This window comes from Streptomyces sp. NRRL F-525, assembly GCF_000716605.1.
Lineage (GTDB): Bacteria > Actinomycetota > Actinomycetes > Streptomycetales > Streptomycetaceae > Streptomyces.
Map to the genome: position 1 here is coordinate 117,589 of NZ_JNXE01000033.1, position 23,986 is coordinate 141,574.

Annotated in this window: 8 protein-coding genes; 4 read left to right on the forward strand and 4 right to left on the reverse strand. The window is 72.7% G+C overall.

Annotation, left to right across the window (positions count from 1 at the left end; genetic code table 11):
• The first annotated feature begins 17 nt into the window (after positions 1–17).
• Positions 18–1,019, forward strand: coding sequence for a helix-turn-helix transcriptional regulator (locus OO69_RS35770; RefSeq protein ID WP_033285055.1), 1,002 nt, complete (start codon positions 18–20; stop codon positions 1,017–1,019).
• A 65-nt stretch (positions 1,020–1,084) separates the two neighbouring features.
• Here OO69_RS35770 and acnA read toward each other — a convergent pair whose 3' ends face one another.
• Together acnA and OO69_RS35780 are read right to left on the reverse strand one after the other, a co-directional pair.
• Positions 1,085–3,799, reverse strand: coding sequence for an aconitate hydratase AcnA (gene acnA / locus OO69_RS35775; protein WP_033285104.1), 2,715 nt, complete (start codon positions 3,797–3,799; stop codon positions 1,085–1,087).
• A gap of 241 nt (positions 3,800–4,040) precedes the next feature.
• Positions 4,041–4,820: a methyltransferase domain-containing protein gene (locus tag OO69_RS35780; protein ID WP_033285056.1), complete on the reverse strand. Its 780-nt coding sequence runs from the start codon at positions 4,818–4,820 to the stop codon at positions 4,041–4,043.
• A gap of 120 nt (positions 4,821–4,940) precedes the next feature.
• Here OO69_RS35780 and OO69_RS35785 point away from each other — a divergent pair, with 120 nt between their 5' ends.
• From OO69_RS35785 to OO69_RS35795, 3 genes are all read left to right on the forward strand, one after another.
• On the forward strand, positions 4,941–5,843 hold the full coding sequence (locus OO69_RS35785; RefSeq protein WP_033285057.1) for a class I SAM-dependent methyltransferase: 903 nt from the start codon (positions 4,941–4,943) through the stop codon (positions 5,841–5,843).
• Between the two features lie 70 nt (positions 5,844–5,913).
• Positions 5,914–6,111, forward strand: coding sequence for a DUF4236 domain-containing protein (locus tag OO69_RS35790; protein ID WP_033285058.1), 198 nt, complete (start codon positions 5,914–5,916; stop codon positions 6,109–6,111).
• A gap of 86 nt (positions 6,112–6,197) precedes the next feature.
• Positions 6,198–7,727, forward strand: a complete 1,530-nt coding sequence (locus tag OO69_RS35795) for a helix-turn-helix domain-containing protein (protein WP_033285059.1) — start codon at positions 6,198–6,200, stop codon at positions 7,725–7,727.
• 60 nt (positions 7,728–7,787) lie between these two features.
• Here the strand turns inward: OO69_RS35795 and OO69_RS35800 are convergent, their stop codons facing one another.
• A complete protein-coding gene (locus tag OO69_RS35800; RefSeq protein WP_033285060.1) occupies positions 7,788–9,026 on the reverse strand; it encodes an RICIN domain-containing protein in 1,239 nt (412 codons plus the stop codon).
• A gap of 37 nt (positions 9,027–9,063) precedes the next feature.
• Positions 9,064–22,572 carry a hypothetical protein gene (locus tag OO69_RS49025; RefSeq protein WP_051801435.1) on the reverse strand — a complete coding sequence of 4,503 codons (13,509 nt, stop codon included), beginning with the start codon at positions 22,570–22,572 and terminating at the stop codon, positions 9,064–9,066.
• Positions 22,573–23,986: the final 1,414 nt, after the last annotated feature.

Genomic DNA, 23,986 nt, shown 5'->3' on the forward strand with positions numbered 1-23,986 from the left:
CCCTACCGTGGCGAGCCATGGTGAACACGGCACAGGATCCTGTACGGCAGACCCCTGCCGCGAGCCCTTGGGCAGCGGTGGGGGTCTCCGCCTTCGACGAGCTGGTGTACCGGGCGATCCTCCAGCAGCCCGACGCCGGAGCGGGCGGCTGGGCGCTGCTGACCGGGACGACACCGGCCGAGCTGCGCGAGGCCTGCAACCGGCTGCTCGCGCTGGGACTGCTCCAACCGCCGGACTCCATGGGCGGGTTACGGGCGGTCGACCCGCGGGTGGCGGTCCGTGCGCTGATCCGGCGGCGCGAGACCGAGTCCGAACTGGTCGCCGCCACCGCCGAGGAGATGGCCACCGCGTACGAGGCGGGGCTGCTGCGCGAGGAGCCGTCCCGGCTGATCGAGGTCGCCTCCGGCGAGGGTGCCATCGCGGCCCGCCTGGAGGAGATGTACGCCCGCGCGGAGCACGAGGTGTGTCTGTTCGACACCCCGCCCTACCTGGCCCCGCCCGCACCGCAGGTGGACCTCCAGGCCGATCTGCTCAAGCGCGGGATCGTCTCGCGCGGCATCTACGCGGCGACCGCCCTGGAGGATACGAACGCCCTGTCCCGTGCCTGGAACATGGTCGAACTCGGCGAGCAGGCCCGGGTGTTGCCGTCCGTGCCCCTCAAACTGCTGGTGGTCGACGGGCGTCGGGCCCTGCTCCCGCTGACCTCGTCCGAGGCGGGCGGCTACTGCGCCGTCGTCGTATGGCACTCGGCGGTGACCGAGGCCCTGCAGAAGCTCTTCGAGCTGGCCTGGCAGCAGGCGACTCCGCTCGGCCGGCCCGCGGGGAACGGCGAACTCACCGAGGACGAGCAGGCGTTGACGCGGCTGCTGGCGGCCGGGCTGAAGGACGAGGCGGTCGCCCGCCATCTGGGGGTCAGCCTGCGCACGCTGCGGCGGCGGGTGAGCGACCTTCAGGAACGGCTCGGGGCGGCGAGCCGCTTCCAGCTCGGGCTGCGGGCGGCGCAGCGGGGCTGGCTGTAGCACAACGGCGAAGGGCCGCACCCCCGTCACCGGGGATGCGGCCCTCAACTGCCGTACCGGAGCCGCTAGTTGCGGATCAGGTTGCGCAGGACGTACTGGAGGATGCCGCCGTTGCGGTAGTAGTCGGCCTCGCCGGGGGTGTCGATGCGGACGACCGCGTCGAACTCCACGCCGGTGTCGGTGGTGACCTTGACCGTGCTCGGGGTGGTGCCGTCGTTCAGCTCGGTGATGCCGGCGACGGAGAAGGACTCCTCGCCGGTCAGACCGAGGGACTCGGCGGTCTGGCCCGCCGGGTACTGGAGCGGGACGACGCCCATGCCGATGAGGTTCGAGCGGTGGATGCGCTCGTAGGACTCGGCGATGACGGCCTTGACGCCGAGGAGCGCGGTGCCCTTGGCGGCCCAGTCGCGGGACGAGCCGGAGCCGTACTCCTTGCCGGCCAGGATGACCAGCGGGATGCCCTGCTCGATGTAGTTGCGCGAGGCGTCGTAGATGAAGGAGACGGGGGCGTCGGCCTGCGTGAAGTCGCGGGTGAAGCCGCCTTCGGTGCCCGGCGCGACCTGGTTGCGCAGGCGGATGTTGGCGAAGGTGCCGCGGATCATGACCTCGTGGTTGCCTCGGCGCGAGCCGTAGGAGTTGAAGTCACGCCGCTCGATGCCGTGCTCGGTGAGGTACTTGCCGGCCGGGGTGTCGGCCTTGATGGCACCGGCGGGCGAGATGTGGTCGGTGGTGACCGAGTCGCCGAGCTTGGCCAGGACGCGGGCGCCGGCGATGTCCGAGACCGGGGTGGTCTCCATCGTCATGCCCTCGAAGTACGGGGGCTTGCGCACGTAGGTCGACTGCGCGTCCCACTCGAAGGTGTTGCCCTCCGGGATGGGCAGCGCCTGCCACTGGGCGTCGCCCGCGAAGACGTCGGCGTAGGACTTGTTGAACATGTCCTCGCCGATGGAGTTCGCGACGACGTCGTTGACCTCGGCCTCGGTCGGCCAGATGTCTTCCAGGTAGACCGGCTTGCCGTCCTGGTCGACGCCGAGCGCGTCCTTGGTGATGTCCACCTTCATGGAGCCGGCGAGGGCGTACGCGACGACCAGCGGCGGGGACGCCAGGTAGTTCATCTTGACGTCCGGGTTGATCCGGCCCTCGAAGTTGCGGTTGCCGGAGAGCACCGACGTCACGGCCAGGTCATGGTCGTTGACGGCCTTGGAGACCTCCTCGGGCAGCGGGCCCGAGTTGCCGATGCAGGTGGTGCAGCCGTAGCCGACGAGGTTGAAGCCGACCTTGTCGAGGTAGGGGGTGAGCCCGGCCTTGTCGAAGTAGTCGGTGACGACCTTGGAGCCCGGGGCGAGGGTCGTCTTGACCCACGGCTTGCGGGTCAGGCCCTTCTCCACGGCCTTCTTCGCGACGAGCGCGGCGGCGACCATGACGTACGGGTTCGAGGTGTTGGTGCAGGAGGTGATGGCCGCGACCGTCACCGCGCCGTGGTCCAGCTCGTAGGTCGAGCCGTCGGGGGCGGTCACCGTGACCGGGTTCGACGGGACGCCGTTGCTGGCGGCCGGGGAGTCGGAGGCCGGGAAGGACTCCTTGCCCGCCTCGTCGTCGTCCGAGACGTAGTTGCGTACGTCGCTCTTGAACTGCTCGGAGGCGTTCGCGAGGACGATGCGGTCCTGCGGGCGCTTCGGGCCTGCGATCGAGGGGACGACCGTGGCGAGGTCCAGCTCCAGCTTCTCGGAGAAGTCGGGCTCGGCGGCCGGGTCGAGCCAGAGGCCCTGCTCCTTGGCGTACGCCTCGACGAGCGCGACCTGCTGCTCGTCACGGCCGGTCAGGCGCAGGTACTTCAGGGTCTCGTCGTCGATCGGGAAGATCGCGGCGGTGGAACCGAACTCCGGCGACATGTTGCCGATGGTGGCGCGGTTCGCGAGGGAGGTGGCGGCGACGCCCTCGCCGTAGAACTCGACGAACTTGCCGACGACGCCGTGCTTGCGCAGCATCTCGGTGATCGTGAGGACCAGGTCGGTGGCGGTGGTGCCCGGGGTCAGCTCGCCCGTGAGCTTGAAGCCGACGACGCGCGGGATGAGCATCGAGACCGGCTGGCCGAGCATCGCGGCCTCGGCCTCGATGCCGCCGACGCCCCAGCCCAGCACACCGAGGCCGTTGACCATGGTGGTGTGCGAGTCGGTGCCGACCAGGGTGTCGGGGTACGCCTGGCCGTTGCGGACCATGACGGTGCGGGCCAGGTGCTCGATGTTGACCTGGTGGACGATGCCGGTGCCCGGCGGGACGACCTTGAACTCGTCGAACGCGGTCTGGCCCCAGCGCAGGAACTGGTAGCGCTCGCGGTTGCGGCCGTACTCCAGCTCGACGTTCTGCGCGAACGCCTCGTGGGTGCCGAACTTGTCCGCGATGACGGAGTGGTCGATGACCAGCTCGGCCGGCGCGAGGGGGTTGATCTTCGCCGGGTCGCCGCCCAGCTCCTTCACGGCCTCACGCATGGTCGCGAGGTCCACCACGCAGGGCACGCCGGTGAAGTCCTGCATGATCACACGGGCGGGCGTGAACTGGATCTCCTGCGACGGCTGGGCCTGCGAGTCCCAGGTGCCGAGGGCGCGGATGTGGTCGGCGGTGATGTTCGCGCCGTCCTCGGTGCGGAGCAGATTCTCCAGCAGGACCTTAAGGCTGTAGGGGAGCCGGGCCGAGCCCTCCACCTTGTCCAGGCGGAAGATCTCGTACGACTCGTCGCCCACCTGCAGCGTGCTGCGGGCGTCGAAGCTGTTCGCCGACACGACAGTCTCCTTCATTGATGTGCGCGTTCCCACCGCATCCTGCCGCTACGACGTCTTGGCCGATCCGCTAAGGTAAGGCTAAGTTAGGCAAGCCTTACTACTGGATCGGCGGAGTGTGCGGCTGCGGTGCACCTCGGCAGATATCTCGATGTCGAGATAACTCTAGTACATGGGGGCGGACTGGTCATGCCCGGACCCGCCCGGAGCCGTTCCCGGCGGCCCCTCTCGGCCGGATCGGCGGCTACGACCGCTCGGCCACGACGAGGTAGAACGTCACCGCCGCGAGGAAGGGCCCGGTGGAGAGGTGGTCCAGCCAGCGCCCCGCCCCATCCTCCGTGAGGTGTCCGGCGGCGACGGCACGCCGGGTCGTCCGCTCCAGCCCGAGGATCCTGTCGGCCGCCTCGGCGTCCCGGAACACGGGAGTGACAGGGATGACCGCGGGCACCGCGAATCCGGCCGCTGCCGCCAGCCGGGGGAGCTCCCTGCCGATACGGGCGTTGCGGACGACCTCGTCCGCGACGAACCGGGTGTAGGCGCGCGAGAGGTCGCTGTCCGGATGGTCGACGGCCAGGGTGTCCCAGTCCGGCTCCCCCATGACGAGCCGCCCGCCAGGCCGCAGCACCCGGTGAATCTCGCGGAGCGCCTGAGCGGGGTCGGCGACATGCTGCAGGACCCGGTCGGTGCGGGCGCGGTCGGCGGTGCCGTCCGGCAGCGGGAGGTCGTGGAGGTCACCGAGCCGCACGCTGACGGTGGACTGGTCGGCGGTGCGCTCCCGCGCGGTGTCGACCGTGGCCCGGTCGTGGTCGACACCGATCACCGTGCCTGTCGCGGTGACGGCCCGGGCGAGCGAGGCGAGATCCGTGCCGGGGCCGCAGCCCAGGTCGAGCGCCGTCTGGCCCGGACGGATGTCGAGTTCGTCGAGCATGCGCCCCTTGTAGGAACGGCCCAGGTCGGTCGCGGCGACCCGGTCGAGGTAGGCGGTCCGGTCGGGGGTGGCGGTCTCGAACGCTGGTGAGGTCATGGCAGACAGTCAATCAACTACGGCGGGCCGAAGGGGTGTTGGCACACGTACGACGGCTCCGCGTCCGGCTCCGCGAAAACCGCTGGAGCCGACGCGCCGACCGCCCGTACCGTCCCCGGAGTGACCTATCTGAGCCCGCTCGGGTATCTGCTGGGACTTGAGGGCGCCGCCCTGCTGCGCGGCTTCAGGGAAGGGAGCGCCGACCAGGCGTTCGTCGAGGCCCGGACGGCCGAGATCCGCAGGCTGGTGGAGAGCCCGGAGCTTGCCGAGGGCGTCACGGCGGTCCCCGGCGCGATCAGTACCGCCGACGTCTATCAGGACTGGGCGCCGTACTACGACGACCCCGGCAACCAGATGATCGACATCGAGCAGCCCGTCGTCCAGCGCATCCTGGACGGCCTGCCGGTCGGCACCGCACTGGACGCCGCGTGCGGCACCGGTCGGCACACCGCCCATCTGCACCGGCTCGGCCATCGCGTGATCGGCTGCGACGCCTCGCCGGAGATGCTCGCGCGGGCACGGGAGCGGCTGCCGGACGTCGATCTCCGCCAGGCCGATCTGCGTCGACTGCCGCTTGCAGACAACGCCGTCGACACCGTCGTCTGCGCGCTCGCGCTCACACACGTGCCCGAACTGGCCGTCGCACTGGCCGAGTTCGCGCGGGTGCTGCGGCCCGGCGGGCATCTCGTGATCTCGGACGCGCACGTCATGTCGTCCTATCTCAGGCCCACCCTTCCCCGGCGCCCCGGCCCGGACGGCCGCCCGACCCTGCTCACCGAGTACCACCGCCCGCTCAGCGCGTACCTCTCGGCCGCCCTCCCCCTCGGCTTCCGGGTGCGGCAGTGCGAAGAGCCCCGCCGACCGCGGCGCTCCCTCGATCCCGGCGCCGCCCCGGACCCGCTGCCGACCTGGATGTCCTGGGACCTCCTGCACTGGGATCCCGAGGCGTCCGCCGCCGCCCTGGACGACTCGCCGGTCGCCGTCGTCTGGCACTTCCAGCTAGAGGACAACGGGGAGGAGTGAGCAACTCCCGTTCTTCCTCGGATGATTGGCCGACTTCGGGGTACCCGGTGCCAGACGAAAGGGGGCGGGTATGCCGCTCACGTTCCGTAAGAGCTTCCGGGTCCTTCCCTGGCTTCGGCTGAACATCAACAAGGGGTCCTTGTCGTTCACGACAGGGGGCAAGCGCGGCCCGCGCTACACGCGCAGCACCTCGGGGCGCCGTACGACATCGATGAACCTGCCCGGGCCGTTCGGATGGCGCAAGACGCGCACGAAGAAGGACGACTGACGGCAACGGGCAGCGCCGCTGACCGGTCGTCACCCGAATGGACCCCCCAGGAGGCGCCATCTCATATCTGAGATAACCTCGGCCTCATGGCAGACGACTACCTCGTACGTATCGGCAAGCTCATCCGTGACGCCCGGCAACATCGGGGCTGGACACAGACGCAGCTCGCCGAGGCGCTCGGCACCAGTCAGAGCGCCGTCAATCGCATCGAGCGCGGCAACCAAAACATCAGCCTTGAGATGATCGCTCGAATCGGTGAAGCCCTGGACAGCGAGATCGTCTCTCTGGGCTACGCCGGTCCGATGCATCTGAGGGTGGTCGGCGGGCGCCGGCTGTCCGGCGCGATCGATGTGAAGACCAGCAAGAACGCGTGCGTGGCACTGCTGTGCGCCTCGCTCCTCAACAAGGGGCGCACAGTGCTGCGCCGGGTCGCGCGGATCGAGGAGGTGTACCGCCTTCTGGAGGTACTCGGCTCGATCGGCGTCCGCACCCGCTGGATCAACGACGGTGTCGACCTGGAGATCGTGCCGCCGGCCGAGCTGGAGATGGAGTCGATCGACGCGGAGGCCGCCCGCCGGACCCGCTCGATCATCATGTTCCTCGGCCCGCTGCTGCACCGCATGGACAGCTTCAAGCTGCCGTACGCGGGCGGTTGCGACCTCGGTACGCGCACGATCGAGCCGCACATGATCGCGCTGCGCCGGTTCGGCCTGGACATCGCCGCGACCGAGGGGCTGTACCACGCGCAGGTCGACCGGGCCGTCTCCCCCGACCGGCCGATCGTGCTGACCGAGCGCGGCGACACCGTCACCGAGAACGCGCTGCTGGCCGCCGCCCGCCACGAGAGCGTCACGGTCATCCGCAACGCGTCCTCCAACTACATGGTCCAGGACCTGTGCTTCTTCCTGGAGGCGCTGGGCGTCAAGGTCGAGGGCATCGGCACCACCACGCTCACCGTGCACGGCGTGCCGACCATCGACGTCGACGTGGACTACTCCCCCTCCGAGGACCCGGTCGAGGCGATGAGCCTGCTGGCCGCCGCCGTCGTCACCGAGTCGGAGCTGACGGTCCGCCGGGTGCCCATCGAGTTCCTGGAGATCGAGCTCGCGGTCCTGGAGGAGATGGGCCTCGACCACGACCGCACACCCGAGTACGTCGCGGACAACGGCCGTACGCGCCTGGTGGACCTCACGGTCCGGCCCTCCAAGCTGGAGGCGCCGATCGACAAGATCCACCCGATGCCGTTCCCCGGCCTGAACATCGACAACGTGCCGTTCTTCGCGGCGATCGCGGCGGTCGCGCAGGGCCAGACCCTCATCCACGACTGGGTCTACGACAACCGCGCGATCTACCTCACGGACCTCAACCGCCTCGGCGGCCGGCTCCAACTCCTCGACCCGCACCGGGTGTTGGTCGAGGGCCCGACCCGCTGGCGGGCCGCCGAGATGATGTGCCCGCCGGCGCTGCGGCCCGCCGTGGTCGTCCTGCTGGCGATGATGGCGGCGGAGGGCACGTCCGTCCTGCGCAACGTGTATGTCATCAACCGCGGTTACGAGGATCTGGCGGAGCGGCTCAACTCGATCGGGGCGCAGATCGAGATCTTCCGGGACATCTAGGGCAGGTCGCGGATGTCCGGGGTGCCGCCGTGCCTTTCGGGTGCGGCGGCACCGCCGTGTTCAGCGGGTGCTCCACTTCTGGTTGTCCTGGCCGTTGCAGTCCCAGAGCTGGAGCCGGGTGCCGTTGGCGGTTCCCTGGTCCTTGACGTCCACGCACTTGTTGGCCTGCGGATTGACCAGGTCGTTGCTGGAGTTGAGGCGGAACTGCTGGGCCGGGTTGCCGCTGCACACCGCGATCTGGATGACCGCGCCGTTCGCCGAGGAGCCCCAGGCGACGTCCATGCACAGGCCCATGGAGCGGATCGTGCCGTCCGAACGGAAGTCCCACTTCTGCCAGTTCTTGCCGGTGCAGCTGTTGATCTGCAGCGGTGAACCGTCGGCGCCCTTGTGACCCACCATCTCGATGCACTTGTTGGAGGCGTGGCTGTAGATGGTGGTGCCGGGGGCGGCGACCACCGTCTTGGTGGCGGTGACCTTGGTCGTGGTGGTCTTCTTCGAACTACCGCCGGAGGACGCCTTCTTGGGGGCCTCGGCGGAACTGCCCGCGATCACTCCGGCACCGGAACCGGCACCGGCGGCCGCCGCTCCCGCGCCGCTCTTCACCTTGTTGTTCTTGCCGCCGCTCGGGTGCGAGGGGGTCGCCTTCGGCGAGGTCGGGTCCGGGCTGGCCGAACCGTAGGCGCCCGCGCCGCTGTCCGTCGTCGCTCCGTTCAACACCGTTCCGGCGTCGGCCACTTGGTCCGACGGCTTGCTGTCCGAACTCGACTTGCCGAGCAGGCCCGACACCAGGAACGGCACGCCGATCAGCAGCGCGCCGGCTATCGCGGCTCCGGCGAGCAGACCTCGGGAGGGACGGCCGAAGGCGGGGGCCGCGGCGGCGGTGCCTTCACCGGTGCCCGAACCGGCGCCGGATTCGGCCGCCGCCGCTCCGGCCAGGGCTTCGGGGCCCGGGTCGGGGTCGGCGTGGGTGTCGGGTGCGGCTTCGGGTGCGGCTTCGGGGGTGGCTTCGGGGGTGGCTTCGGGGGTGGCTTCGGGGGTGGCTCCCTCGTCGGTGCCTACGGCGGCTTCCGCGGTCGGGAGTTGGGCCGCCGCGGCGGGCTGCGCGGGAGGCGTGAGGGCCGCTTCCGCCTTCGCCGCGGTCTCCGGGGCGCCGGTGCCGGCGGCCGTCGTCTCGCCGCTGGTCGGCGGGAGGGCCGCCGCCTCGGTCTCGGGGGCGCCGCCCGCGGTGGTGTCCGGGGCCGGAGTGGGCTCCGCCCCGCCCGTCGCTGCCTGGTGCTGCGGGCTGTTCTTGCCGGACATGCTGGTCCTTCCAGAAAGGTGATCGGGTGACGACCGGTCAGTCGTCGTCCGGGGCGGGCGGGTTGACCGAGAACCGGTTGCCGTCAAAGTACAAGGTCAGCGGGGTACCGTCGGCCGGGCCGAAGCGGTGGGTGCGGTCGCCGGGGCCGATCACCTGGACCGGGTGCCCGGTGTCGCGTACGACCAGTGCCGCGAGGGTGGCCACGTAGAAGGGGTTGTCGGGGCTGGCCAGCACCAGGGCGAGGCGGGCCGAGTCGTCCAGTCCGGCCTCCGCGACGGTCACCATGCCGTTCTGGAGGATCGCCTGGGCACGCAACTCCTCGGTGAGGGCGCCGATCTGGGCCAGCACGTCGGTCGACACCTCCGTTGCCGGGGCCGGGAACCTCGGGTCGTCGGGGGCGCCGTGAGCCGCCACATCGGCCTGGACCCAGGTGAGCAGCGCGCCGTGCGGGTCGGGGTCCCGGGTCCACGCGGGGGCGGTGTCGGAGTCGGAGTCGGAGAGCAGCTGGGCCAGTGAACGGGCGAACGTCTCGGGGCGCCGCGCTCGCGACACGACGGGGCGGTAGCGGGAGCCCTCACCTCGGTGACCGTTCGCACCGCCCAAGTCCTGCCGACGCTGGCCGGTCTCATCGTCCCCGTCGTCCTCGTCGTCGCCGTCCTCCTCGTCCGACTCGCCTTCGCCGGACTCGCTCTCGTCATCCAAGTCCCGCCCGTGCCCGCCCTGTTGGCCGCGTTGGCCACCCTGCCCGTGCTGCCCGGCCGGGTCGTCCTGGTCGTCCTCGGACTCCTCGTCGGTGTCGTTCCCGGCTCCGACCGGCTGGAACTCCGGTTCCTGGGGCACTACTTGGGGCTCTGCCTCGGGTTCTTCCTGTGGGTCCGCCACCGGTTCGGCGGCCGCCGGGGTCGCCTCGGCGCGGGCCGGTGCCGGGCGAGGGGTGCGGCGCGGCCATGTGGCCGGGGTCGCGGCCAGGGAGCCGGTCGTCAGGAGGGCCGTGCCGTCGCCCGCTTCCGCTCGCCGGGTCTCCAGGACGGTGACGACGTCGGCGAGGTCCCGCTCCGCGTGGCGCTGCCGGGCCGCCTGCCCGGCCTGTTCGGCGAGGGTGTCGGCGATCGCGCGCCGGAGGGTGTCGAACGCCCGTTGGGCCTCGTCCCGTGCGGCGACCGCCTGGTCGTGGCGTGCGGCGGCCCCGATCAGCGCCGCCCGGGCCGTGCGGGACGCCGTGGTCGCCGTCGCGACCCTGTTCCGGGCGTCGGTCAGGACGCCGGCGGCGTGGCGTGCCACGTCCTCGGCCAGGCCGAGCCGGTGCGCGGTGTCGTTGGCGGTGTGCCGGGCGGTGTCGACGGCGCGGTCGGCTGCCGCGGCCTCGATCCGGGCCTGGTCCAGCGTGGTACGGGCCCGGTTGCGGTGCGCCTCGCGCCGGGCGAGGGAACCGGGGTCGTCCGAGCGGGAGTTGCCGTCGGCGCGGCGCGAACTCCCGCCCCGGGTCGGCGCGTTGGCGGTCCGCTGCCGCGCGGCCTCCTCGGCCTCCCGTACGGCCCGCTCCGCCGCCGCCAGTTCGTCCTCCGCCGTGCGGACCGCGTCGTGGTACTCCCCCGCCGCCCGGGTCGCGGCCGTCACGCGCCCGTTCTGGTCCTGGAGGTCCGCGGTCAACTGCGTTACGCGGGCGCGCCGTTCCTGGTCGGTGCGTTCGGCGACCGGGACGGCCCGCTCGGCGGCGGTGAGTTCGGCGGCCGCGGCGGTCGCGGCGGCGTGGGCGTCGTCCCGGTCCAGCTGCGCCTGTGTCACCGGCGGCTCGGCCTCGTTCAACAGCCTTTCGGCGTCCGGCACTTGGTCCTGGAGCCGACGTTCCTCCGTGTTCGCGGCGTGCTCAGCCCGCGCGGCCTCCTCCAGTGCGCGCACCTGATTCCGTACGGCCGCCCAACCGGCGTCGTGGACCGTGTCGTTGGGATTCAGGCCGCTCGGGCCCGCGCTGCCCGGCCCCCTGTCCTCCAGTTCCTCGTCGCCCCGCTCGTCCGCCCCCTGCGTCCCCTCCGCGTCCCCGTTCGCGTCGAACCGCCGGAACCGCACGCCCTCGCCGTCACGCAGCGCCAGCTCGACCGGCCGCTGTAGCAACGCGGCCGTGCCCGAAGCGGCGTACAGGGCGCGGGCCGTCTGGTTCGGGGTGCCGTCGGTGGCCAGCCAGAGCTGGAGCATGGTGTCGGCGGGTGGGGCGGGGTGCGCCTGGATGCCGTCGGCCAGCAGGGTCGGGAGGTCGCGGAAGGAGATCTGGCGCCAGTCGCGGAGGGCCTCGGCTGCGGGGGCGGCCGGTGCCTGGGCGTCGGCCGCCTCGCGGATCAGGGACGCGGCGTCGTACACGCCCGGGTCCGTGACGCCCGCGGTGACGCCGTGGCCCAGGAGGTCGCGCTCCAGGGGACGGAGGCGGACCGTGCCGGAGACGTACCGGGTGCCGTGCGGGCCGTGGACGGTGACGACGGCATCGGCGAGGATCTCGTGGCTGCGGGTGCCGCGCGAGCCCTCCGGCGTCGAGGTGTTGCCGTGCTTGAGCCACTCGCGGCGGGTGCCCGCGACGGCCGCGCCCGAGCCGGGGTCCTGGGCCGGGCGGGCCAGGACCGGCGCGGTGAAGCCGAGGAGCTGGCGGTTGGAGTCGTGCAGGCTGAGGGCGCCCTGCGCCGACAGACTGCCGGTGAGACCCGCGTGCGAGGCGGAGCCCGCGCTGACCGTGCTGAGCCGGACCCGGTCGACCGTCACGTCGCCGGTGTCGGTCTGCGGGCGCGGCCGGTACAGCTCCACGGTGAGCCGGGGCGGGGTGTCGGGATCGCCCTGGAACGGGTAGGCGCCCGGCATCGTGGTGGTGAGGCCGGCGGGACGGCGCGGGTGGTCCAGCTCGATCGTGCCCGCCTGGAGGAGTTCGCCGACGCGTACGGCGGTGGCGTCCGCGGAGCCGGAGGCGGCGAGCCAACGCCAGGTGCGGGTGAGGGCGGGAGCGGGGGCCACCTCGGCGAGCGCGGCGGCGAGTTCGGTGCCCGCGTCGAAGGAGAAGACCGGTGCGGGACCGCCCGGCCGGAAGCGGCCGCCGGTCGTGGCCGGTCGTGCCGCCGACCGGCCCACCGCCATCCGCGCCTCGGGCTGCGCGGGGTCGCCGGTCTCGCTGCCGGTGAAGCGCAGCGCGGCGGCGGCGTGCACGGTGATGGCGCGCGGCCGGCGGCCGACGAAGAGGTGGGCGATGCGCTGGGCCAGCGGGGTGTCCGCGTCGGTGAGGCTGAGCACGCCGTGCTGGAGCACGCTGCCCGGCAGGTCCACCAGCCAGTCGGCGGTGAGGGAGGACCGCACGGTGGCGACGATCCGGTACGGCACGCCGTCGAAGTCGGCGACGTTGTCGGAGCGCAGCCAGTGCCGGTCCTCGGCGGCCCGGGTCACCCGCGCCGAGTTGCCGCGCACGGTGTCGGCGCTGAGCAGTGCGGCCGCCCGGTCGGTGCGGGGGCCGCCGGTGGGCCTCGGGAGCCGGGTCTGGAGCTGGACGAACCCGGAGTGCCGGGTGCTGTGGGAGGTCTTGTCGGTCACCGCGGACGGGGTGTGGCCGAGGTACTGCTCCATACCGGCGCCCGGGGCCCCGTCGTGGCCGCGCACCTGCCGCAGCGTGTGGTCGTCGGCGTCCGGCTCGGCCGCGAGCGTGACCTCGACGACGCGGGCGCCGCCGTAGCCGACATGGCGGAAGCGGAAGCGCTGGACGCGGCCGGGGCCGCGGCCGGCCAGGGTGCGCAGGCCGGCCGTGGAGGTGAGGTCGGCGATGCGGGTGTCGACGCCGGAGAGGTACGACGCGTGGCCCGGGCCGGTCGTGCCGGGGGCCTCCTCCTCGACGAGGGCGAGGAGCCGCTGCCGGAGGAGGTCGGGGCGCTGCACGGTGCGCAGGGCGTCGGTGTACTGGTCCATCGCCTGGACGCTGCCGAGGCCCACCTCCCGGGAGGCGATGAAGCGGCGCGGCAGCGGCACGGAGGGCGGTGTCTGCGCGGGCACGGTGAGACCGGGCACGGTCGCGAACCAGGCGGGGTGGCGCCGGATCTGTGCCGGGGTGACGAAGAACCGTACGGCGTCCGGGAGTTCGACCGCCACCGTCACGTCGCGGCCCTCGCCCTGTCCGATCGCGTTGCCCACGGCGTTGCGGTGGCCGCGCCGGAACGTGACCAGCAGCAGCGCGTCGGCCAGGACGCTCTGCTGGACGCCGCTCTCGGTGGCCGTGCGGTGCGCCATCGTCGAGGAGGCGAGCGCCCGGCCCTTCTCGTCGCGGGTGGTGCGGGTGTAGCGGCCCGAGGGGTTGAGGGTCGCCGCGCGGGGTGCAGAGGTGGACGTGCCGCCGCCCTCCTGCTGCGCCGGTTCGTCGGCGCGGCGCCGCATGCCGCCCTCGCCGAGGCCGCCGATGTCGCCGTCGTTGCCCGCGGCCTGGTCGGAACTCGGGCCCTGGGCCGAGGAGTTGTTGCGGACCGCGGTGAAGCCGCCCGCCCACTGAGCGGCGCGGGCCACCGTGCGCTGCTGCCCGGCGCCGTCGACGGCGTTGAGCCCTGACTCGAAGTACTGCGTGATCTCGCCCGACGCGCGCGGCCGGCGCAGGGCGCCGCGGATCTCCACCGACAGCACCTCGTCCGAGGCGAGCCCGGGCAGGGTGAGCCCCTCGATCACATAGGCGCCCTTGAACACCTGGTGGCCGCGGGCCAGCAGGGCGGCGGGGCTGCGGGCGGCGCCGAGCAGCTCGGCCGCCACCGTGGTCGGGTCGGTGGCGGCGGCGCCGACCAGCGACTCGCTCACGGCACGTCCGACGCGGGCCACCGGAGCGGGAGTCAGGCCCCCGACCGCGTCCCGTACGCCGTCCAGCAGACCGCGCGCCGGATGCCCCTGGTAGGTGTTGCCGAGCACCCCGCGGAACGCGTCGTCCAGCGCGGCCGACGCCCGGAACACCTCCACCATCGCGTCGTCCGGCAGCGGTACCGCGTCCGGCAGCAGGGTGCCGTCCGCGGCGGTCAGGTCGAGCGCCGTCCTGTCGGCGGCGGTGGCGGCCCGTACGGTGTGCGCGGCGGGCGCCGGCTGGACGGGCTCGTCGGCGGCGGGCAGCGTACGGAGCGTCGGCACCGCCAGCTCCAGCGTCCCCGCCACCCGGTCCGGCGGCGGAGGCGGCGGCGGGTCGTCCGGGCCGGGCGCCGGGGCGCCGTGCGGGACGTACGGCAGCTGGACCGTCTGGTGCGCGAACCGCTCCAGGGGCTCCTCCCCCGGCCCTTCGTACAGGTCGAGCGCGAAGTCGGCCGGCACCGTGAACACCTCGGTGCGGTTGCCCTCCCCGGTGCCCTGGAACTGCTGGTCGTGCCCGAGGGCCACCTGCACACTGTGGTCGTGCTGCACCTGGTGGGAGCGCACATGGTCGGCGGTGCCGCCGAGGGTCCACGCGCCGTCGCGCACCGGTATCCCGAGCGAACCGCCCGCGCCGTACGACGCCCCGTACTGCGAGCCCGACTGGTCGGTGGCGACCGTCGACAGGGAGACCAGGCCGACGCCCTCCACGTGCGGCAGCACCTTGGTGTGTGTGCTGGGACCCGTGCCGCGCCGCGCGCTGAGCACCAGCCGCACCCGGCGGGTGCCGGTCACCGTCGGGATCTCCAGGAAGAGCGAGTGACCGCCGTCCAGCATGGCGTCCGTCGCGGCCCGCTGCCCGATCTGCGAGCGGGTCTGCTCGAACCGGCGCAGGTTGTTCAACTGGGCCTGCACCAGCGCCTCGTCGGGCAGTACGCGGTTGCGCGCGTTGGCGTCGGCGGGCAGGAAGCCCTCGCGGCGCAGCCAGTTCTCGGCGTGCACGAAGAGGCCTTCGGCACCGTCCACGGCCAGCGGTGTCGCGCTGGCGCCGATCGACCGCAGATGCTCCAACTCCGCCGGGAGCCGCCGCAGTTCGGCCGTCGTCGGGGCGTGCCCCTCGGCGTCCTCGGCGGTCATCAGCCGCAGATGCATGCCGGCCGGCCACGCCTCCGGCTCGAAGATCTCCTGCCCGCCGCCCGGCAGATGGAGCACCAGCCGGTGCTCGACCGTGGCCGGCGCCAGCAGATGGCTGCGCTTGGTGCGCACCTCGTGCATCAGGGACGCGCTGGCGCTCTGGTTCAGCGCGTCGCTCGTCCCGGCCTGGACCGAGGCCCGCCCCAGCACACCGCCGCCGACCCGCTTCGTCGCCTCCGGGTGGCCCTGGCCGTGGTCGCCGGTGAGCGCCGGACCGACGCTCCCGGACAGGGAGACCCCGCTGCTGAACTTCGACTGGGCGTCGATCTTCACCGACTGCGTGAGGTGGCTCTCCAGGTTGATCTTCCCGGCGACGCTCCGCCGCCGCGGCTCGCCCACCGTGACCGTGGTCCGCAGCTGGAACATCCCGAGCGCGCGCCCCGACCTGTCGAGCAGCACCGGCGAGAAGACGCCCCCCTGCCGCTGCATCGGCAGGGTGCCCCGCAGCAACGGCTCCGACAGGAACGTCTCCAGCTCGGCCAGCGAGTCCTTGCCCAACTCCCGTAGCCGGACGCTGAATTCCCGCAGCGTCTCCGCGAGCAGCCGCCCCGGCTCCGCCACCGTGTCCACACCCCAGATCGGCAGCACGTCCAGCCCCGCCGCCTCGGGCAGCTCCCCGTCCTCGTCCACCGTCAGATGCTGCGGGAACCAGATGGTCACCGGCCCGTGCGACTGCTCCGGCGACCAGGTGACGGGCGCGGCCAGCGCCGGGGTGTCGACCCGTACGTCCCACGAGGCGGTGAAGTCGTACGGCTCCGAAGGCTCGTTGCTGCGCTGCGCCGTCGTCGACGTCACCACCGACGCCACCGACGCGCTCGACGAGAGCTGGTTCAGGGTCAGTGCGAGGGTCACCGCGGCATCGACACCGCTCACGGGGGTCGCCCGTGTCACGGGGAACAGCGCCGTCCAAGGCAGCATCACCGTACGGATGTTGCCGGACACCTCCGACGACACGGACTCCTGCGAACCGATGCCACGCCGCTCCACCCGTACGTCCCGCACGGCCCCCTCGGCCTGCCCGTACCGGGCCGCCGCCCTCGGATCCGAGAGCCGCATCCGCAGATCCACGTCCCGGTCCCGGCCGTCCACCGTCACCCTGATCCGGAAACCCAGACTCCCGCGCAGATACGGCAGGTTGAGCACCAGCGTCTCGGCACTGGCCACCGTCCGCAGCTGCTCCCGCACCGGGTGCGTGTCGGGCGCGGCCCCCAGCCCGAGCGCCGTCATCACCTGCTGGTGCAGCCCGTTCACGACCTCCGCCGACAGCGGTTCGAGCAGCACCAGGCCTACGTTGCCGTCCCGGTGGGAGCCGTAGTCGAGGACGAACGACGAAGAGGGCGGCGCCACCGGGGCGTTGGAGGCGGGCCAGGTGAGGGGGGTGTCCGTGGGAATGGGCGTGGTGTCGGGGTCGTGGACGGGCGTCGTCTCGTTCTGGCCTGTGTGGTCGTGGAGTTGGGGGCCGGACGCGGTGACGTTCTCGATGATGCGGAGGTAGCGGTGCGGGATGTGGACCGGGGTCTGGGTCGTGGCCATGAGGCCGGCGGTGTGAACCGTGGTGCTGTTCGAGTGGTTGCGGAGGAGGAAGTCGTTGTCGCGTTGCTCGTCCGGCAGGCCGAGGTAGTGGAGGACTTCGTGGAGGAGATCCTCGTCGGAGTGGTTGATGTCCAGGTGGAGTTGGTTGGCGCGGGCCGGGTCCTCGGTGTCGGTGAGAGTGATCGTCTCGGGGTGGTCCGGGTCTGCGATCAGGTTGAGGTTGATGTGGAGCTGGTCTCCTGAACTGGGCAGCGCGAGACCGGAGTTGAGGTGTGTGTCCAGGAGGCCGGTGATGCGGTCCTTCAACTGACCGGTGAGGGAAGGGTCGTTGGTGGTCACCGGGAGGTTGAGCGTGTAGTCGCGGATCCATTGGCCGTTGGGGGCCTGGATACGACGGACCTGCGTGCGGATGAGAGTCGTGGCACCGCTAAGAGCCCCGGGGCGGGGCGAGTTGGACTGGTCGGCGTGCGGGTCGAACCGCTCGGTGCTGTGAACGGCCGGGCGAGCATGGGGACGCAGGCCGTGCCAGGTGTCCTTCGCAGCGGGGTCGGCGACACGGGACGCGGGCCGGTCATCGTCGGCGTCACGCGTGGGCGCGGGACGGTAACGCCCGTCCGGCTGAACGCTGTTGGCGTCCTCGGGACCCCGGGGCGCGTTCGACGGGGTGATGTTCGCCGAGGTGGTGCGGGTGTTCGCGTCGCTCGCGCTGTAGTGGTTCAGGCCCGTGTAATGGACCTCCAGGGCGGGGGTGTTGGTGGTCGGGCCGTAGCGCAGCGCGATGCCGCGGGGGCCGCCGGTCGCGGTGGTGCCGGCGAGCGGGGCGGGCATCGGCTGGAAGACGTGGATCGGGGCGTCGAGGGTGTCGGCGAGCAGGGGCAGGAAGGTGTCGCCGACCGGGTTCGCCCACGCGGCCGACCAGTTGCCCACCGCGCCGCCGAGCATGTTCGCCTCGTCCTGGCTGAGCGGGGCGGTGCTGCGGTGGTAACCGGCGATCAGCAGCGACCGGCGCTCGTCCGTGGTCATGGTGGCGAGCGTCGGCAGGCCGTTCACCGCACGGAGGTAGGCGAACATACGGCGGTTGCTCGGCGCGGCGCCGGTAAGTGCGGGTGGTGCGCCCGGCATGGAGACCGCTTGCAGATAGCGGGTCTGGAGGTCGATCGGGTCCAGATCCTCGGCGTGGGTGACGCCCTGGATGCCGTAGCGGGCCAGTTCGTTGTCGATCTGGGCGGCGGGCATGTTCCGGACCGCCCGCGTGAAGGGGGTGACGAGGACGCCCCGGAGCTGGCCGAGCACCTGCGGCGGGAGCGGGCGGGTGCCGTTGCCCGCCGCCGCCAGCCGGGCGAGGACCAGGTTCTGCAACTCCTGCCGGGCGGCGCGCAGTTGATTGGATCCCCGGTCGGTGGCCTGCGGGTTCCGCGCCATCGTCCTGAGGGCCCGTTGTACGTCGTCGGGCCGGGCGAGCCAGGCCGCGGTGGCTGGGGCGAGCGCCTGGGTGGTACCGGCTGCGGCGGCCTGCTGGAGGCGGGTGCGGACCAGGTGGGGTGCGCTGCCGATGACGGCGTAGAGGAGGCAGTTGCCGTCGCCGGGGGTCTGGACGGCGTTGCCGGTGGGGTCGACGTAGGGGGTCACCGGGGCGGCGGGAGTTGTGGCGGGGGGCGTGGTCGTGGCCTGGCTCTTGTCGACGCCCTTGCCCTTGTCGACGCCCGTGGTCTTGCCGGTGTCCTTGGTCGTACCCGTGCTCTTGCCGGTGCCGGTGCTCTTGCCCGCGTTCTTGTCCTTGCCGGTCTTGCCGTCCTTGCCCGTCCCGTCCGTCTTGGCATTGCTCGTACCGGACTTGGGCGGCCCGCTCTTCTTCGGCTTCGGCTGCTGCTTCGTCGTGGGCGTGGTCCCGGCGTTCGTGGTGGTGCCGGTGGTGGTCGCGGGCGCCGGGGTGTGCGTCTGGCCGCCCGCCGGGAGGGGCGCGGCGCGGCCGTCGGGGGCGGGCCAACGGGGCGGGGTGGTCGCGAAGGTGGTGCGCAACGACTGCTCGGGCGTCGGGGCGCTGTCCTGGACGTCGCCGGACAGGCCGGGCAGCGCGGCGGTGGCCGCCATCTGGTCGGCGGCGGCCTGCAGTTGCGCGGTGACGGCGGCGGCGACCAGCCCGTTGCGGCGGGCGACCTCGGCCTCGGCCGCGGTCACCCGCCCCTTGGCGACGGTCTCGTCCCGCGTGGCGAGCTGCACATTGGCAGCCGCCTCGACCTCGGCTGCCGCCGCCTCCTCCGCCTCCTCGACGGCCTCCTCGTGGTTCTCCTCCTCCGCGCTGATGCGGTCCGGGCCGACCTCGACGATGTGCTCCGCCCGCGCCAGCACCGGCCGGGCTGCGGTGAGCGCGGCGGTGGCCTGCTGGATCGCGTTGTCGGCGGCGGTGATCGCGGGGAGCACGGCCTGGACCCGGGGGTCGGCGGCGACATCGGGCGCGGCGGTGTGGGGGCGCGGGGCACCGGGTGCGATGGGGGCCGGTACAGGAGCCGGAGCGGGGGTGGCGCTCGACTGCCCGTTCTTCGCGGCCTGTTGGGCGGCGGCCCGTGCCGCGGCGGCGCGCTCTTCGCGCACGTTGTTCTCGGCCCGCGTCAGCGCGGCCAGGGCCGTCCGGAGATCGTGGCGGCCCTTGGTCTCGTCCCGCTCGTGCCGCTCGATGACCGACGGCAGGGTCGTGACGGTGTTCCGGGCCTCCGCGAGGTCCCGCTTCAGCCGGGCGACCAGCGCCTCGGCCTTGCGCGCGGCCTCGGCGGTGTCGGCGACCGCCTGCTTCGCGTCCGCGTGGGCGTCGGTCGCGTCCGTGACCGCGAGTTGCGCCTTCTCGTGGGCTTCCACGGCGGTGGTGTGCGCCCGGTTGGCCTGCTGGAGGGAGGCGGTGAGGCGGTTCAGCCGCTGCGGGGTGTCAGCGAGGGTTTCCGTGGCGGTGTGCAGGAGTTCGGCCTGGGCGTCGAAGGCGTCCCACGCGGTGGCCAGGTCGGGGTCCGACGTGACGAGGGCGCCCTCGGGGGTGAACTCCCAGCGGCGGATGCCCTGCGGATCACGCGTCATCAGCTCCAGCGGGCGGTTGCCGAGTACGGCGGTGCGGGACGCGGCGTAGAGGGCCTGGCCGAGGTGTTCGCCCTGCGGGTCGGCGCCGAGGGCGACCCAGACCTGCACGCCGTGACTGCCGGGCGGGATCGCGGAGTTGAGGCGTTCGGGCAGGGTGTGCGGCTCGGCGGTGGCCCAGTCGGGCACGAGCGCGGGCAGGTCGTGGAGGTCCGGCGGGGTCTCCGCCGGGGTGAGCAGACCGTGGCCGAGCAGGTCCCGCTCCTCGATGCGGAGAGTGACCGTACCGGTGACGTGACGCGTGCCCTCCGGCCCCTCAACGAGCAAGTGCGCGTCGGCGTCCACGACGTAACTCCGCGTTCCCCGCGCCCCGTTGGCGGGCGCTGCGGTGCTGCCGGACTTCAGCCAGTCGCGGCGGCTGCCGGTCGTGGTGCCGCCGAAGGTCGAAGGCTGGGTCTGCCGTTGGGCGAGCGGGACGCTGATGCCGGCGATCTCGTGGTTGTCGTCGTCGCCGCTCAGGAGTTCCGTGAACGAGGTCGCGAGGGAGTGGTCGGCACCGGCGGCGGTGCTCACCGTGTCGGTGGTGTTGTGGAGCTGGTCGAGGGTGACGTCGTCGGCGTGGGTGGAGCGGCGCGGGTTGTAGAGCGTGACCGCGATCGACGGGGCCTGATCGGGTGCCCCTTCGAAGGGCGCGGTGCCGGGCATCTTGCGGGTGAGGTCGGCGGCCAGCCGGGGGCGGTCGAGGGAGACGCGCCCGGCCTGGATCAACTGGCCCAGCCGGACGGCCTGTCCCTCCACCGACACGGAGGTGATCTGCGCGTGCCAACCCCGTCCACTGCGCGGCGCCACGTCGTTGAGCGCCGTCTCCAGATGTGCCCAGCCGTCGAAGTGGAACGCCGGGGTCGGCCCCACCGGGTGGAACATCTGCGCGTCGGTGAGATACGGCCCGGCGGCGGGACCGGCCGGCCGCACGGTGTTGCGCGGGTCGGCGCCGGAGACGACCGACGGGGCGTTCACCGGAGCCGGGCCGCCCGCGCCGGGCAGGGTGGTCTCGGTGCCGGTGAAGCGCAGCGTCAGCCGGACCGGGACGGTGCTGGTGCGCGGGGTGCCCCGGGCCATCAGCTCGTCTATCCAGCGGCGTACGTCCCTGTCCGCGTCGGACCACGCGATGACACCGTTCTGGATGAGCCCGCCGATGACGTTCGGCGGCCAGTCGGCGACCAGCGCGGAACGGACGGACAGCTCGTAGTCGTACTGAAGGCCGTCGAAGTCGGCGCCGTTGTCGGTGCGCAGCCAGAAGCGGTTGTCGGCGGTGGTCGCCCGTCGCGCGGAGATGCTGGTGGCCGCCTGCGGGGTGAACACCGGCGCCGCACGGTCCGTCTTGGACGGGTCGGGCCCCTGGTTCGGGCGGAGATAGCGGGTCGTCAGCGTGACCGGGAGCTGCTTCTGCCGGACCGAGGCGCGGGTGGTCGTACGGCCCGCCGCCGTGTGCGACTGCCACTGTTCGAGACCCGAGCCGGGCGTCGAGGAACCCCGGACACCGGCCAGGTTCTGGGTCCGGCGCGGCCGTGCCGTCAGCGTGACCTCGATCAGCCGCTCGCCCCCGTGGCCGTGGTGGCGGAAGTGGAAGCGGGTGGTGGCCCGGCGCGGGGTGCCGTCCGGACCGCGTCCGGGCAGCGAGCGCAGTCCGGCGGACGAGGTGAGCTGCGCGACGCGACTGTGCACGCCCTGCTGGTATCCGGGGTGCCCCGGGGTGACCGCTCCGGGCGCCTCGGCCTCCACGAGGGCCAGCAGCTCGCGCCCGATCAGCCCGCGCCGCTCCCTCGGGTTGACCGGCACCAGCGGGATCTGCCCGGCGGCGGGCCCGGTCGTGGGGACGGGGGCGGCGACGGGCCGGTCGTACTCGATGACCGAGAGGACGCCGCCGAGGCCCAGTTCGCGGTTGCGGGTGTACGGCGCCGGGAGGGCCGCCGTCAACGCCGGGGCGGGCGCGGGAGTGAGCCCCTGCACCGAGCCCATCCACCGTGCGTCGCGGGCGAGTTGGCCCTGGGTCATGAGGAACTGCAGGCCGTCCGGGACGTCCACCGCGAAGGTGACGGGGTCGATCGTGCCGGGCTCGCCGACGCCGTTGAGCAGGGTGCGGGAGCCCGCGCGGACCGTGACGAGGTAGGTGACGTCGGCGACCACGCGGTGCAGGGTGCCGCTCTCGGTGGGAGTGCGGTTGACGCCCGTGCTCGCGGAGAGGGTGTCCGAAGTGTCGGTGCGGGAGACCTTGTTGAGCCGTGCCGAGGGGTTGAAGAGTCCCTTGTACGACTTGCCGCTGGTCTGGCTGGTGGAGACCGAACCGTCCGACTCCGGACCGGTGTTGCCCTGTCCGGCCGGCTGCGGGGGCGGGTTCTGGGTGACCACCCCGCTGCCGCCGAACTGGTGCGACTTTCCGAGGGACTTGAGCTGCTGGGCGCTGTCTGCGGCCGAGACACCCGTCTCCAAGTACTGCCGGGTCGTGTCGAGCAGCCGGGGCCGGTGCGCGACGGCCTGGATCTCCAGGGAGTACTGGCCGTCCGCGACCGTGCCGGGGAGGCTCAGGCCCTCAACTACGTAGGAGTTCTTGAACAGTTCGTGGCCGTGCGCGACGAGACTGCCCGGCGTGATCGCGGCGTGCCGGGTCTCGGTGGCGCGCGTCCTGCTGTCCGTGAGCCCGTGTCCGGCGAGGGGTGAGATGCCGTCACGCGGGGGCGGGGCGGCGGCGGTTCCGGTGGTCGCGGGGGCGGTGACCGGGAGGATCGGGCCCGTGCCGGTGGCGGCGGGGGGCGTCGGCTGGGCCTGGTTGCGGATGACCGTGGCGGCCCGCTGGAAGACGGACTCGATGGCGGCGGAGCCGCGCACGGTGTCGATCAGCGCGTCGTCCGGTATCCGCACCAGCTCCGGGCGCGGGGTGCCGCCGGGGTCGCCGAGGGTGCGTGCGTACGGCCGTCCGGCACCGCCAGCCGCAGCGAACCGGTGACCGTCGGCGCGACGGGCGGTGCGGGGGCAACGGGCGGCGCCCCGGGGACAGTTGGGGCCGGGGCCGGTGCGGCGGCCTGGTTCACGTTCCGCCCGAACCGCTCGCTCGGCTGATCGCCGTCGTCCGCGTACAGGTCCAGGGCCAGCCGCACGGGCACGTCGAACGCGTGACTGTCCTGACCGGTGCCGATGTAGAACTGGTCGTGCGTGGTCGCGCCGCCCACGGTGTCGCCGTGGGTGACCTGGTGGCCGTACTGATAGTCGGCCCCGAACCCGATGGACCCCCAACTCCCCAGCGGACCGCTGACGCTGGCCATCGGCCCGAGCGCGCCGCCGTACGACTCACCGCGCTGCTCGGCGTCGCTGCCCGCCATCTGGGCCAGACCCATGACCTGGATGCCGGGCAGGACCAGGTGATGGGTGCTGGCCTGTCCGGTGTCACGGTTCGCGGAGAGGAGCAGCCGGACCCGGCGGACGCCCGTGTCCGTGCTGTTCGGCACCTCGAAGTGCAGGGAGTGGCCGCCGTCGACCATCGCGTCCGTGGCGGCACGCAGGCCGGTGCGGGAGCGCGCTTCCCTCAGTCGGCGCAGGTTGTTGAGCTGGGCGTGCAGCCGGATCTGGTGCTCGGGCTCGTGGCCGCGCAGCACGCCGTGAGCGGACGGCAGGAAACCCTCGCGGCGCAGCCACGCCTCGGCCTCGTCGAACAGGCCGTCCGTGCCGGTGACCTCCAGCGGGGCCGCGCTCAGCCCGACGCCGTCCAACCGCTCAAGGGAGTCCGGGAGTTCACGCGTCTCGGCGGCGGTCGGCGGGTGCCCGGTGGCGTCCGCCTTGCTCAGGACCCGTAGGTCCATGCCGTGCGTCTGGGTGAGCGCCGGTGCCCGCGTCTCGGTGCCGTCCGGCCGGATCAGGGTGGCCCGGTACGTGACGCCGGACGGGGTGAGCAGATGGCCGCGGTTGGTGCGGATCGCGTGCATCGTGCCGGCGGAACTGCTCGCGCTGTAGGTGTTGGTGACGGTCGCCTGGGTCTGGCCGCGCAGGCCGAGGCTGCCGCCGATGGTGCTGGAGGCGTCCGGATGGCCCTGGCTGTGGTCGCCGGTGAGAGCGGCGGCGCCACTCCCGCTGACGCCGATACCGCTGGTGTACCTCGAAGACAGGTCCACCTTCGCGGTGTTGACCAGGTGGCTCTCCAGGTTGATCTGACCCGGGGTGCTCTGCCGCAGCGGGGTGCCGACGGCGGGCGTGGTGACCAGGTGCAGCATGCCGACCGCGTTGCCGGAGGCGTCGGTGACCACCGGCGAGTAGATCCCGCCGTCCACCTGCATGGGCAGCG